This is a genomic window from Tepidicella baoligensis (assembly GCF_013432195.1).
GTDB lineage: Bacteria > Pseudomonadota > Gammaproteobacteria > Burkholderiales > Burkholderiaceae_C > Tepidicella > Tepidicella baoligensis.
Map to the genome: position 1 here is coordinate 26,760 of NZ_JACCDB010000001.1, position 12,229 is coordinate 38,988.

Annotated in this window: 14 protein-coding genes; 9 read left to right on the forward strand and 5 right to left on the reverse strand. The window is 64.4% G+C overall.

Annotation, left to right across the window (positions count from 1 at the left end; all coding sequences use genetic code 11):
- Position 1: 1 nt before the first annotated feature.
- Complete coding sequence (locus HZS63_RS00130) at positions 2–835, forward strand: symmetrical bis(5'-nucleosyl)-tetraphosphatase (RefSeq protein ID WP_180682000.1); 834 nt, start codon at positions 2–4, stop codon at positions 833–835.
- A 35-nt stretch (positions 836–870) separates the two neighbouring features.
- Here the strand turns inward: HZS63_RS00130 and HZS63_RS00135 are convergent, their stop codons facing one another.
- Both HZS63_RS00135 and HZS63_RS00140 read right to left on the reverse strand, forming a co-directional pair.
- Positions 871–2,316 carry a DEAD/DEAH box helicase gene (locus tag HZS63_RS00135; RefSeq protein ID WP_180682001.1) on the reverse strand — a complete coding sequence of 482 codons (1,446 nt, stop codon included), beginning with the start codon at positions 2,314–2,316 and terminating at the stop codon, positions 871–873.
- Between the two features lie 121 nt (positions 2,317–2,437).
- Positions 2,438–3,562: a fatty acid desaturase gene (locus HZS63_RS00140; protein ID WP_180682495.1), complete on the reverse strand. Its 1,125-nt coding sequence runs from the start codon at positions 3,560–3,562 to the stop codon at positions 2,438–2,440.
- A 219-nt stretch (positions 3,563–3,781) separates the two neighbouring features.
- On the opposite strand from HZS63_RS00140, the gene rpsT reads away from it, so the two are divergent.
- Positions 3,782–4,081, forward strand: coding sequence for a 30S ribosomal protein S20 (gene rpsT / locus HZS63_RS00145; protein WP_180682496.1), 300 nt, complete (start codon positions 3,782–3,784; stop codon positions 4,079–4,081).
- A 99-nt stretch (positions 4,082–4,180) separates the two neighbouring features.
- On the opposite strand, the gene HZS63_RS00150 is transcribed toward rpsT, so the two are convergent.
- A complete protein-coding gene (locus HZS63_RS00150) occupies positions 4,181–4,501 on the reverse strand; it encodes a DUF3579 domain-containing protein (protein ID WP_180682002.1) in 321 nt (106 codons plus the stop codon).
- A gap of 256 nt (positions 4,502–4,757) precedes the next feature.
- Here HZS63_RS00150 and HZS63_RS00155 point away from each other — a divergent pair, with 256 nt between their 5' ends.
- The 3 genes from HZS63_RS00155 to HZS63_RS00165 are packed head-to-tail and all read left to right on the forward strand — an operon-like array spanning position 4,758 to position 7,298.
- The gene (locus HZS63_RS00155) at positions 4,758–5,963 is read left to right on the forward strand and encodes an aspartate aminotransferase family protein (RefSeq protein WP_180682003.1); all 1,206 of its coding nucleotides are present in this window, start codon (positions 4,758–4,760) and stop codon (positions 5,961–5,963) included.
- Between the two features lie 24 nt (positions 5,964–5,987).
- Entirely contained in the window at positions 5,988–6,956 is a 969-nt protein-coding gene (gene argF / locus HZS63_RS00160; protein ID WP_180682004.1) for an ornithine carbamoyltransferase, read from the forward strand.
- A gap of 39 nt (positions 6,957–6,995) precedes the next feature.
- Positions 6,996–7,298 (forward strand): YkgJ family cysteine cluster protein, encoded by a 303-nt coding sequence (locus HZS63_RS00165; protein ID WP_180682005.1) that lies wholly within the window; start codon positions 6,996–6,998, stop codon positions 7,296–7,298.
- A gap of 11 nt (positions 7,299–7,309) precedes the next feature.
- On the opposite strand, the gene HZS63_RS00170 is transcribed toward HZS63_RS00165, so the two are convergent.
- Positions 7,310–7,972, reverse strand: a complete 663-nt coding sequence (locus HZS63_RS00170) for a cation efflux transmembrane domain-containing protein (RefSeq protein WP_180682006.1) — start codon at positions 7,970–7,972, stop codon at positions 7,310–7,312.
- Positions 7,973–8,060: 88 nt separating this feature from the next.
- Here HZS63_RS00170 and HZS63_RS00175 point away from each other — a divergent pair, with 88 nt between their 5' ends.
- Entirely contained in the window at positions 8,061–8,534 is a 474-nt protein-coding gene (locus HZS63_RS00175; RefSeq protein ID WP_180682007.1) for a Cd(II)/Pb(II)-responsive transcriptional regulator, read from the forward strand.
- Complete coding sequence (locus tag HZS63_RS00180; RefSeq protein WP_180682008.1) at positions 8,524–9,744, forward strand: BaiN/RdsA family NAD(P)/FAD-dependent oxidoreductase; 1,221 nt, start codon at positions 8,524–8,526, stop codon at positions 9,742–9,744. Before HZS63_RS00175 ends, HZS63_RS00180 begins: the two co-directional genes overlap by 11 nt.
- On the opposite strand, the gene pap is transcribed toward HZS63_RS00180, so the two are convergent.
- The gene (gene pap, locus HZS63_RS00185) at positions 9,734–11,242 is read right to left on the reverse strand and encodes a polyphosphate:AMP phosphotransferase (protein WP_180682009.1); all 1,509 of its coding nucleotides are present in this window, start codon (positions 11,240–11,242) and stop codon (positions 9,734–9,736) included. The genes HZS63_RS00180 and pap overlap by 11 nt on opposite strands.
- A 212-nt stretch (positions 11,243–11,454) precedes the next feature.
- On the opposite strand from pap, the gene rpsU reads away from it, so the two are divergent.
- Both rpsU and HZS63_RS00195 read left to right on the forward strand, forming a co-directional pair.
- The gene (gene rpsU, locus HZS63_RS00190) at positions 11,455–11,667 is read left to right on the forward strand and encodes a 30S ribosomal protein S21 (protein WP_133598031.1); all 213 of its coding nucleotides are present in this window, start codon (positions 11,455–11,457) and stop codon (positions 11,665–11,667) included.
- A 93-nt stretch (positions 11,668–11,760) separates the two neighbouring features.
- A complete protein-coding gene (locus HZS63_RS00195) occupies positions 11,761–12,222 on the forward strand; it encodes a GatB/YqeY domain-containing protein (RefSeq protein WP_180682010.1) in 462 nt (153 codons plus the stop codon).
- Positions 12,223–12,229 lie beyond the last annotated feature (7 nt).

Consider the following 12,229-nt stretch of genomic DNA (forward strand, 5'->3'; position numbering starts at 1 on the left):
CATGTCACTGTACCTGATTGGCGACGTGCAGGGTTGCGACGCCTCCTTGCAGCGCCTGCTCGACACCCTGGCTTTTTCCCCCAGCCGCGACACGCTCGTCCTGCTCGGCGACCTGGTCAACCGCGGCCCCGACTCGCTGGGCGTGCTGCGCCGGATGATGGCGCTGCAAGGCAGCGCCCACTGCCTGCTCGGCAACCACGACCTGCACCTGCTGGCCGTGGCGCATGGGGTGCGCAAGGCCCACCGCACCGACACCCTCGACGCCATTTTGCTGGCCAAGGACCGCGAGCACCTGCTGGACTGGGTACGGCAGCGCCCGCTGGCCCTGCGCTTGAACGGTTGGCTGCTGGTGCATGCGGGTGTGCTGCCCCAATGGAGTGCCGAGCAGACCCTGACCCTCGCCGAGGAAGTGAGCCAAATGCTGCGCAGCACCGACGGCGCCGAATGGCTGCGCCAGATGTATGGCAACCAACCCGACCACTGGCGCGACGACTGGCCCGACACCGACCGCTGGCGCGTGGTGGTCAACGCCCTGACCCGGCTGCGGTTCTGCAATGCCCAAGGGGTGATGGAGTTCGCCACCAAGGACGGCGCCGCACAGGCCCCCGAAGGATTCATGCCCTGGTTCGAGGTGCCGGGCCGCCGATCGTCCGACACACCCATCGCCTTCGGCCACTGGTCCACCCTGGGCTTGCTGAATCGCCCGCATCTGCTGGGGCTGGACACCGGCTGCATCTGGGGCGGCAGCCTCAGCGCGGCCCGCCTCTCAGACGACGGAACGCTGGAAGACATCATTCAGGTGCGTTGCCCTCAGGCACAACGACCGGGCCGCTGACCGGTGGCGGCGCCGCCCGGGGCTGGTCCGCATGCTCAGGAATCGGACGCCGCCTCTGCAGTGACCGGGGCTTTGAACAAGGCAGGCACCTTGCGGCGCGGCTTGATGTAGGCCGACAGACCCTTGCCCGCGGCAGCCTTGGGCTGAGTCTCCCAGCTCGGCTTGGCCTCGGGGCCAAGAGCCGGCTCGTAGGGGCGTTCGAACAGCGGGTCGGCGGGCACACGCGCGGGCCGCTGGCTACGCTCGCGTCGCACTTCGCCGCTGCTGGATCGCTCGTCATGCCACAGCCGCTGGCCATCGTTGATACGTCCGGCCGGGCCACCGAAACGCTTGCGGTCGCTCTCGAGTTCGAGCGACTCGACCTCCACCTTCTTGCCGATCAGCTTTTCGATGTCGGCCAGGTTGCGCGCGTCCTTGCCACTGACAAAAGAGATGGCCAGCCCGCAAGCCCCGGCCCGGCCGGTGCGACCGATGCGGTGCACGTAATCCTCGGCGTTGAACGGGATGTCGAGGTTGAACACCGCGGGCACATCCTTGATGTCGAGGCCGCGCGCCGCCACGTCGGTGCAGACGAGCAGATCGACTTCGCCTTTCTTGAAGGCATCCAGCGCCTTGAGCCGTTCGTCCTGGCTCTTGTCGCCGTGCAGAGCGGTGGCGCTCAACCCATCGCGCTCCAGAGCGCGCGCCATGCGGGCGCAGCCCAATTTGCTGTTGAGAAACACGAATGCCTGCTTGATCCCTTTTTCGCGCAGCAGTTGCTTGAGGGCCTGGCGCTTGTCCTCCTCCTCGACGCGGTAGAACAACTGCTCGATCGTGGAGGCCGTGGCATTGGAGCGCGCCACCTCGATGGTCACGGGATTCTGGAGGTAGCTGGCCGCCAGCCGCTTGATCTCAGGCGAGAAGGTGGCGCTGAACAGCAAGGTGGTGCGCTGCTTGGGCAGATGGCTGAGGATGCGCTGCAGATCGGGCAGAAAACCGATGTCGAGCATGCGATCGGCTTCATCCAGGACCACGTACTCCACCTGGTTGAGCATACAGTTACGGGCCTCGATGTGGTCGAGCAGGCGACCCGGTGTTGCCACCAGCACCTCCACGCCCTTTTTCAGCTCGGCGGTCTGGGGTTTCATGTCCATGCCACCAAACACCACCGCACAACGCAGCTGGGTGTATTTGGCGTAGAGCTTGATCTGCTCGGCCACCTGATCGGCCAGTTCACGGGTAGGCAGCAGCACCAGGGCACGCACCGGGTGCCGCGCCGGCGAGGTGGATGCATTCTCGTACTTGAGCATGCGCTGCAGCAAGGGCAGCGAAAAAGCGGCGGTCTTGCCGGTGCCGGTCTGGGCAGCGCCCATCACGTCGCGGCCTTCTAAGACGACCGGAATGGCCTGCGCCTGAATCGGCGTCAGGGTCGTGAACCCCAATTCGGCAACGGCACGGGCCAGAGGTTCGGCCAGGGAAAGTTCGGTAAAAGCTTGAGTCATCTAACCCTGTATTGTCGCACCAAGGCATGTTCAGCGTGTGACAAACCGCTTGAACGCTGTGCCTTGGCGTGGTTCTCAGGCCATGCCTCGCCCGCCTGCCCACCCCCAAAAGGAGGGGCAATCAGGCGTAGGAAGGTGCCTGTGCGCTGGTTGGACGGCCTTGGAAATCGGTCCAGCAGCGGCGTGTGAAATCGTACAGCTTGCACTTGCGGGCTGTCTCAAAGTACCAACGCCAACTGAATCGCTGGATGATGATGCGCCCAGGCAGCATGTCCTCCAGCTTCTTTTGTGCAGCCTTGAGCTTGTACAGCGGCACGCTCATGTCCACATGGTGGGCCGTGTGCTCCATGATGTGGTGCAACAGCCCGCCCACCTTCCATGGAAACTGCAGGTGCACGGTGGTGGACACGAAGGGCGCAGCCTTGGCCCAGGCCTGCTTGTCGTCATGCCACTGCACGCTGGTGTGGGTGTGGTGCACGTACACCACAAAGCCGATCATCGCGTTCCAGAACAGAAAGGGCACCACAAAGCCCATGCCCACCAGCATCCAGACCGACTGGCCGGTGGCCACGGCAGCCCACACCAGGCCGGCCACCCACAGCGCGGCCACGGCGGACACGAACACCCCGTCCCACACGAACTCGGGCCGACGGGTACCCATATAGGTTTTGCGCGGGAAGAACATACGCAACCACCACATTTCGATCAGGTAGTACAGGGCCGGACCCCAACCGCTGCGGTAGATGCGCTCCAAGACACGGCGGCCGGGAGACAGGGCGTCGAACTCCTCCTTGGTCAGCGGCGCCCACACGAAATCCACACCCTTGAGGTTGGTGTAGCCGTGGTGCACCACGTTGTGCCCCACCTCCCACAAACTGTAAGGGGTGAGAGAGGGCACCATGGCGATACGCCCCAGGATGCGGTTGAGTCCCCGATGCGGGGTGTAGCTCTGGTGGCAGGCGTCGTGCCCGATGATGAACAGGCGTCCGATCATGAAGCCGGCTGCCAGGCCGCACAGCAGCTTGGCCCACCAGGCAGGGAAAACGATGGTGCCAGCGATGAGCACCGCAAAGATCACCCAGTCCAGCACCAGCAGTCCGACCGCCATGGCGGTACGCCGCTCACTCAGCGGGGTGAGCCAGCTCCGGATCACCTTGCGGTGCGGCATGGGTGCATCGAGGGACACCGGCCCCTCGGTCACGGCGGGTGACTGCAGGGACTCGGCAGGCATGGAAGACTGCGGCATGGGACCGCTGCGTTGTTCTTCAGGCGTATACATGGGAACTCAGGCAGTAAGGGTAAACACGGCTGAGCCGAGCCGGGCTGCCGGGATGGTAACGGGCCGATGGGCGCGGCGTTTTGACCCACGTCAAATCTGCGGCCCAGAGTCAGTCTAGGCACCGTCTTTGTATCTATCTATAATACGGGGTTTTGCTGGCATCATCCACAAACACAGAAGGAAACCATCATGGCAACCAAGCCGAAGAAAAAGAACCCGCGCCTGGCTTCCGGCCGCAAGCGCGCCCGTCAGAACATCAAGCTGAACGCAGCGAATTCTTCGCTGCGTTCCAAGTACCGCACCGCCGTCAAGAACGTCGAAAAAGCCGTGGTGGCTGGCGACAAGGCCAAGGCCACCGAACTGTTCGCCAAGATGCAGGCCGTGGTGGACACCATCGCCGACAAGGGCATCTTCCACAAGAACAAGGCCGCTCGCGACAAGAGCCGTCTCTCCGCCAAGGTCAAGGCCCTGGCCGCTGCGGCTTAAACCAGCCGCTCGCCCGGGCTCCCCAGGAGCCCGCCGTTTGGTCCGGGTGCGCTGCCAGCAAAATCCCAACCCCGACATGCCGCCTTCGAGGCGGCATTTTCATGGTTGCTTCGGCTCCTCGGGCAACAAACAGGCCTCCACGATCTGCAAATCGTTGTCGCGGGCAAAATTCATCACGAAGTCCCAGGCCATCACGTCGTAATCCCGCAGGGCACGGTTCACCACGACGCACTTCACCCCATTGATCACTTGCGGAATGCACCATGGGGAATACCCCAAATGCGCGCCCGGAGACTTGCCAGCCGGGTGAAACTGGCTCATCACCCCGCAGAGGCGTTCCGCCCAATCGCTGGGGCGAAAGGTCTTGCCGCTGTGGGTAATCCCCTGGATGAAGACTTCTTTGGCGCTGGAGGAGACCATCGGGTGGAGGCCTGTGGCGAAAATGGAAACGGGCGAAACCCAAGGATCGCCTGGGACCGCCTCGAACGGTTTCAAAATTCTATCTTATATAAGACTTTCCGTAGGGGTTAACCCGATCATTCCACCCGACGGCGATCGACCCCAACCCGTCATCCAAGGCCATGCGGTGGACCTAAAATGTCCATCCAGCGGCCCACTCCACCGGGCCTCGCTTTGTAAGAACCCACGGGCCCGCCCCGCCACACAGGACGCCACCATGCCTCATACCGTTCCGGCCGAACCCCATGTCATGAACACCTACAGCCGCGTGCCGATTGCCTTGTCCCATGGCAAAGGCTGCCGCGTGTGGGACGTGGATGGCAAGGTCTATCTGGACGCGCTGGGTGGCATTGCCGTCAACACCCTCGGGCATGCGCATCCCAAGCTGGTCCGTGCCCTGCAGGACCAGATCGGCAAGCTCATCCACATCAGCAATTACTACTACTACCCGGCGACCGAAGAGCTCGCACGCATGCTGGTCGAGCGCTCGGGCCTGAGCAACGTGTTCTTCTGCTCCACCGGGCTGGAAGCCAACGAAGCCGCTCTGAAGCTGGCGCGCAAGTACGGACACGACAAAGGCATCACCCACCCGCAGATCGTCGTCTACGAAAAAGCCTTCCACGGCCGCTCCCTCGCCACGCTCAGTGCCACCGGCAACCCCAAGGTGCAGGCTGGTTTCGGACCACTGGTGGAAGGCTTCATTCGCGTGCCCCTGAATGACATCGAGGCCATCCGCCGAGCCACCGCCGGCAACCGCAACGTGGTGGCGGTGTTCTTTGAAGCCATCCAGGGTGAAGGCGGTGTCAACCTCATGACGACCGACTACATGCAGCAGGTGCGCGCCCTGTGCGACGCCAACGACTGGCTGCTGATGATCGACGAGGTGCAGTGCGGCATGGGCCGCACCGGCAAGTGGTTCGCCCACCAGTGGGCGGGCATCCAGCCCGACGTCATGCCCCTGGCCAAAGGTCTGGGCTCAGGCGTGCCCATCGGCGCCGTGGTGGCAGGCCCGAAAGCGGCCCACATCTTCCAGCCCGGCAATCACGGCACCACCTTCGGCGGCAACCCGCTGGCCATCCGCGCCGGGCTGGAGACCATCCGCATCATCGAAGAAGAAGGCCTGCTGGAAAACGCCGCCAAAATGGGTTTCCACCTCCTGTCCACCCTGGCCGCTCAGCTCATGCACGTGCCCGGCGTCAAGGATGTACGCGGCAAGGGCCTGATGATCGGCATCGAGCTGGACCGCCCTTGCGGCGCCCTGGTGCAGCGCTGCGCCGAAGCCGGCCTGCTCCTGAGCGTCACCGCCGACAGCGTGATCCGCATGGTGCCGCCGCTGATCCTCTCCGGCGCCGAAGCCGACGAGATCATCGCCATCCTCGTGCCCGAGATCAAGGCCTTCCTGGCCGAAACCGCCCAGACCTGAAGCCCCCTTCGTCACGCCACCCGCATGTCCGCCTCCATCACCCCCCCCGTGCCGGTCCGGCACTACCTGCAGTTCAAGGACTTCAGCGCCGAGGATTACGCGTATCTGCTGGCACGCGCCTGGCTGATCAAGCAGAAGTTCAAGACCTACCAGAAGCACCATACCCTGACCGACCGCACCCTGGCCATGATTTTCGAGAAGGCCAGCACCCGCACCCGCGTGAGCTTCGAAGCCGGCATGTACCAGCTGGGCGGCAGCGTGGTGCACCTGACCACCGGCGACAGCCAGTTGGGCCGGGCCGAACCGATCGAGGACAGCGCGCGCGTCATCAGCCGCATGACCGACATCGTCATGATCCGCACCTTCGGGCAGGACAAGATCGAACGCTTCGCGGCCCATTCGCGTGTGCCGGTCATCAACGGCCTGACCAACGAGTTCCACCCCTGCCAAATCCTGGCCGACCTGTTCACCTGGCTGGAATACCGGGGCAAGCGCGCCGATGGCTCGCTGGACGTGGACGCGCTCAAGGGCATCACCGTGGCCTGGGTGGGTGACGGCAACAACATGGCCAATACCTGGCTGCAGGCCGCCGACATCCTGGGCTTCCAGGTACACGTGAGCACGCCCAGCGGCTACGAAATCAACCCCGAAGTGGCCGGAGTCAGCCGGGGCGGCTGCTGGAGGGTGTTCAAAGACCCGATGGAAGCCTGCCGTGGTGCGGACCTGGTCACCACCGACGTGTGGACCAGCATGGGCTACGAAGCCGAAAACGAAGCCCGCATGAAGGCCTTCGCCGCCTGGTGCGTGACCCCCGAGATGATGGCCGTGGCCAAGCCCGATGCCCTGTTCATGCACTGCCTGCCCGCCCACCGGGGCGAGGAAGTGACGGCCGACGTGATCGACGGCCCACAAAGCGTGGTGTGGGACGAAGCCGAGAACCGCATGCACGTGCAGAAGGCATTGATGGAGTATTTGCTGCTGGGCCGGCTGTAAACCCCCTCCTTCTTTCAGCCTTGGTGTCCCTGCTGCCCCATGAGTGCCTGCCAAAGCTGCGGCGCCTGCTGCGCCCACTTCCGCGTGGACTTTTCCCTCTACGAGCTCGACACCGAAGGCGGGCAGGTGCCCTCGGGCCTGACGGTGGAAGTGAACGGCAACACCTGCCGCATGCGCGGCACCGACCACGTGCCCATCCGTTGCACGGCCCTCACCGGGAAGGTGGGTGAAAAAGTGGGCTGCGCCATTTACGAATGGCGGCCTTCGCCGTGCCGGGAATTCGCCGAAGGCAGCGACGCGTGTGCTCGCGCCCGCGCGCGCCATGGTCTGCCGCCCGTCTGATGCCAGCCCTGTCAAACGCCATGGCCCTGGTCCTGGTCCTCTGGAGACAGCGCATCCTCACGAAGCTCCATGAGCGCCTGCCTGAGCACGGTCCACCCCCCATGCAAAGCGAGCCCTGCCATCAGGCTGGCGACCATCAGGTCGGGCCACGCCGTCCCGGTGCCGAACACCCCCAGCGCCGCGACCAGCACCGCCACGTTACCGATCGCGTCGTTGCGTGAACACAGCCAGACGCTGCGCATGTTGGCATCGCCTTCCCTGAAGGCGTACAGCAACCCAGCCACTCCCAGGTTGGCCAGCAGCGCCATGATCGCCACGATACCCATGGTCATGGCTTGGGGAACGTCCCCATGCCAGACCGACCACAGCGCCGAGCCCAGCACGTACAGCCCAAACCCCATCATGCTGACGGCCTTGAGCAGTGCCGCACGTGCCCGCCAAGCCAGTGCGGAGGCCAGCACGGCCAGCGAGACCCCATAGTTCATGGCATCGCCAGCAAAGTCCACGGCATCGGCCAGCAGCGACAACGACCCCGCTTGCAGACCAGCGCCGACCTCGACCAGAAACATGATCGCATTGACCCACAGCGCGATCCACAGGATGCGACGGTAACGGCCCAGATGAACGATGGATGCCGCCTGTGGGGCATCGTGTGAGCAACAATGAGCTGGCATATCGGCACCTGGCAATGAATCTGTCCATGGATTGGAAACCTTGTAGTGACTACAATGTCAACTCCCCCAACCCGAAGCGGGAGATTGGATGCAGATCAAGGAGCTGGCCCGAGCCACGGGCGTGGATGCAGAGACGATACGCTTTTATGAAAAGCAGGGGCTGCTGCCGTCAGCGGCCAGGCGCGACAACGGCTACCGCGACTACACGTCCCTGCATCTGGAACGGTTGTCGTTCATCCGCCACTGCCGGGCGCTCGACATGCCACTGGCGGATGTGGCCCGCCTCCTGTCCTTCCTGGACGAACCGGACAGCCACTGTGGCGAGGTCAATGAGCTGGTGGATGCGCAACTGGCCAGGGTACGCGCCCGATTGCAGAGCATGCTCGCATTGGAAAAGCAATTGCTGCTGCTGAGATCCCGTTGCCAGGCAACCAATGCCGGGCATTGCGGCATCCTGAAGGAACTGGTCGCCGCCGCACAGGGCGAGGCCTGTGCGTGTCACGGCGCGGCGCCGCCAGAAGGTCAAGCCCACCACCCCCGATCATCCGCCCATGCCATTTGACGTGATCATCATCGGCGCGGGCGCCGCAGGCCTGTTCTGCGCGGGCGTGGCGGGTCAGCGTGGGCTGAAGGTGCTGCTGATCGACCACTCGCCCAAGGTGGCCGAGAAAATCCGCATCTCGGGTGGGGGGCGGGCCAACTTCACCAACCGCGACCTCGACCCGCGCCAGCCGCACAAGCACTTTCTGAGCGACAACCCGCACTTCTGCCGCTCTGCCCTGTCGCGCTACACCCCGGCCGATTTCATCGACCTGCTGCGGCGCCACGGCGTGCCCTTCCATGAAAAACACAAAGGCCAGCTGTTTTGCGACCGCTCCGCGCAAGACCTGATCGACGTGCTGCTCAAGGAATGCGACGCTGGTGGCGTGACCCGCTGGCAGCCCTGTGCGGTGCACGGGGTGGCCTATGCCGACGCCCACACCGCGACGCGCTACACCGTGCAGACCGACCGGGGGCCTGTGAGTGCGCCCGCGCTGGTGGTGGCCACCGGGGGTCTGCCCGTGCCCAAGATCGGCGCCACCGACTTTGGCCTGCGCCTGGCGCGCCAGTTTGGTCTGAACGTGGTGGAGCCACGGCCCGCGCTCGTGCCCCTCACCTTCGACCCCGCTGCCTGGGCCCCGTTTGCCGAGCTGGCGGGGCTGGCGCTGCCGGTGCGCATAGCCACCGGCGAAAAAAAACAGCGCCAGGTGTTTGACGAAGACCTGCTGTTCACCCACCGGGGCCTGAGCGGCCCGGCCGTGCTGCAGATGTCCAGCTACTGGAAGCCGGGCACACCGCTGAGCATCGACCTGCACCCCGATGCCCCAATGGAGCCCCTGCTGCAAGAAGCCAAGGCCCGCTCACGCAAGCGGCTGCCCAACGAACTGGCCCACCACCTGCCGCACCGGCTGGCCGACACCTGGACCGCCCACCGGGCCGACTGGCAACGCCCCATCAACGAAACACCCGACAAGGCCCTGTCCCAACTGGCCGAGAGCCTGCACCGCTGGACGCTCACCCCCACCGGTACCGAAGGCTATGCCAAGGCCGAGGTCATGGCTGGCGGGGTGGACACGCGGCAACTTTCTTCGCAAACCATGGAATCGCAGCAGCCCGGCCTGTACTTCATCGGCGAGGTGGTGGACGTGACCGGCTGGCTGGGCGGCTACAACTTCCAGTGGGCCTGGGCCAGCGCCTACGCCTGCGCCCAGGCGCTGCCCATCAGTTCTTGACAGGCGTCTTGTCCAGCCCCTGCTCCAGCCGCTCGCAGAGCAGACGCAGCACCTCGATGCGCGACCACAGCTTGTCGTCCGACGCCACGATGTGCCAGGGCGCTATCCGGGTCGAGGTGCGATCCACCATCTGCTCGACGGCGCGCTCGTACAGCGGCCACTTCTCGCGGTTGCGCCAATCTTCCTCGGTGATCTTGTAGTTCTTGTGCGGCGTTGCCTCGCGGTCTTTGAAGCGCCTGAGCTGCTCTTCGGGCGTGATCGCCAACCAGAACTTGACGATCACCGCCCCTGACTCCGCCAGCTGCTCCTCATATTCATTGATCTCGCCATAGGCGCGCATCCAGTCCTGACTCGAGCACAACCCCTCCACGCGCTCCACCAGCACCCGCCCATACCAGGAGCGATCGAAGATCACCGCCTTGCCATGCGCCGGAATGTAGCGCCAGAAACGCCACAGATACGGTTGCGCCCGCTCGTTTTCGTTCGGCGCGGCCACTGGCACCACGCGGTAAAAGCGTGCGTCCAGTGCCTGGGTGATGCGCCGAATCGTGCTGCCCTTGCCCGCCGCGTCCATGCCTTCGAACACCAGCACCAACGAATGCTTGAGCATGCGCGGATCGCGACTGAGCAGAGCCAGACACCCTTGCAAGCGCTCCAGTTCGTCCTCGTACACCTTGCGCTTGAGGCGGCGACCGTAATCCTGCGCGGCCAGCAGCCCACGCTCGCCCATCCCCCATACGGCATGGGTCGCAGGCAAAGTTTCCGGCACTCCCGGCACTGGGTCCGGACGCTGCAGCGCATGGTTGAGCGCATCCAGCAGGTATTGCCCAGCCTTGAGCGAGCGATAAGCCGGATCGCTGCCGTTGATCACCAGCCAAGGCGCCTCCCCGATGCTCGTTTTGCGCAACGCCTCCTCACTCACACGCACGAAACGATCGTAGTGCTGGATGTTCTCACGTTGCTGGGGCGTGACCCGCCAGGCCGTTTTGGGGTCCGACTCCAGCAGCTTCATGCGGTCTTTGGCGGCTTTTTTGGACAGGTGAAACCACAGCTTGACCAGCACCACCCCTTCAGCCACCAGCATGCGTTCGAACTGGCGAATGCGCTCCAAGCGGTGCAGGAAACGCTCACGCTTCTGGCCCTTGCGAACGTGGGCCCGAATGGGATCGCTGTACCAGGACCCAAACAAAATCCCGATGCGCCCCTTGGGCGGCAACACCTGCCAGAAACGCCACATTTCCGGATGCTGGCGCTCCAGCGCCGTCATCGGGCCGAACGCCTCGGTACGGATATGGCGCGGGTCCATCCATTCGTTGAGCAGGTTGACCGTCTCGCCGCGCCCTGCACCATCGACCCCATTGACCAGAATCACCACGGCGGACCGGGCATCCTGCAGGAGGCGGTACTGAGCATCGAGCAAGGCATGCCGCAGCCGCAAAGACTCTTCCTTCCAGTGCTTTTTACTCACCCGTTGTCCGATTTCGGCCGACTCAAACATCGCTCACTCTCCGCTCTTTTGTGTGTAATCCTTGCAACTGTAGCCCGAAATCATCCTGCACACGCCAGGAAGAATCGCTATAATGTTGGACTTTGCTGGCAAAACCCCGTCGGCCGTGATCACCTGATGACGGGGAAAACTTGCCGCGACACGGGTTCGGGGCCCGATCTTCCCCGAGCACCGGCGCGGCGCAAAACGGAAACCATTAGCTAATGACCACCATCCGCGTTAAAGACAACGAACCTTTTGACGTCGCCCTGCGCCGCTTCAAGCGCACCATCGAGAAGCTGGGCCTGCTCAACGACCTGCGCGCCCGCGAGTTCTACGAAAAGCCCACCGCCGAGCGCAAGCGCAAGAAGGCCGCAGCCATCAAGCGCCACTTCAAGCGTGTGCGCTCCATGCAGCTGCCCAAGCGCCTGTACTGATCGCCACATCGCTCCTGCACAGCCCGCTCGAGGACGCTCCGGCGGGCTGTGTCGTTTCGGCCACTGCGGCGCCTGTTAGAAAAGCAATCCACCATGTCCCTCAAACACCAGATCACCGAAGACATGAAGGCCGCCATGCGCGCCAAGGACGCCGAACGCCTCGGCACCCTGCGGCTGCTGCTGGCGGCCATCAAGCAGCGCGAGGTGGACGAGCGCATCGAGCTGGACGATGCAGGCGTCGTCGCCGTGCTGGAAAAACTGCTCAAGCAGCGCCGCGACTCGATCAGCGCCTACCAGCAGGCCGGCCGTGACGACCTGGCCGCTCGCGAACAGGCCGAGGCAGCGGTCCTGCAAGGCTACCTGCCGGCGCGCCTCGACGCCGACGCCATTGCGGCGGCGGTGCAAGACATCGTGGCGACCGTCGCGGCCGAGCTGGGGCGCGCCCCGACGGCTGCCGACCTAGGCAAGCTGATGGGTCTGGCCAAGACCCGGCTGGCGGGCCAGGCCGACATGGCCCAGGTATCTGCTGCCGTGAAAGCCGCGCTGGCAACCTGACGCCCCA

Bases quoted from the DNA above. Each gene is read 5' to 3' on its own strand.
- HZS63_RS00170 (WP_180682006.1), bottom strand. From the start codon at position 7,972: ATGCCAGCTCATTGTTGCTCACACGATGCCCCACAGGCGGCATCCATC.
- HZS63_RS00195 (WP_180682010.1), top strand. From the start codon at position 11,761: ATGTCCCTCAAACACCAGATCACCGAAGACATGAAGGCCGCCATGCGC.
- pap (WP_180682009.1), bottom strand. From the start codon at position 11,242: ATGTTTGAGTCGGCCGAAATCGGACAACGGGTGAGTAAAAAGCACTGG.
- HZS63_RS00140 (WP_180682495.1), bottom strand. From the start codon at position 3,562: ATGCCGCAGTCTTCCATGCCTGCCGAGTCCCTGCAGTCACCCGCCGTG.
- HZS63_RS00150 (WP_180682002.1), bottom strand. From the start codon at position 4,501: ATGGTCTCCTCCAGCGCCAAAGAAGTCTTCATCCAGGGGATTACCCAC.
- argF (WP_180682004.1), top strand. From the start codon at position 5,988: ATGTCCGCCTCCATCACCCCCCCCGTGCCGGTCCGGCACTACCTGCAG.
- HZS63_RS00180 (WP_180682008.1), top strand. From the start codon at position 8,524: ATGCCATTTGACGTGATCATCATCGGCGCGGGCGCCGCAGGCCTGTTC.
- HZS63_RS00165 (WP_180682005.1), top strand. From the start codon at position 6,996: ATGAGTGCCTGCCAAAGCTGCGGCGCCTGCTGCGCCCACTTCCGCGTG.
- HZS63_RS00155 (WP_180682003.1), top strand. From the start codon at position 4,758: ATGCCTCATACCGTTCCGGCCGAACCCCATGTCATGAACACCTACAGC.
- HZS63_RS00135 (WP_180682001.1), bottom strand. From the start codon at position 2,316: ATGACTCAAGCTTTTACCGAACTTTCCCTGGCCGAACCTCTGGCCCGT.
- HZS63_RS00130 (WP_180682000.1), top strand. From the start codon at position 2: ATGTCACTGTACCTGATTGGCGACGTGCAGGGTTGCGACGCCTCCTTG.
- HZS63_RS00175 (WP_180682007.1), top strand. From the start codon at position 8,061: ATGCAGATCAAGGAGCTGGCCCGAGCCACGGGCGTGGATGCAGAGACG.
- rpsU (WP_133598031.1), top strand. From the start codon at position 11,455: ATGACCACCATCCGCGTTAAAGACAACGAACCTTTTGACGTCGCCCTG.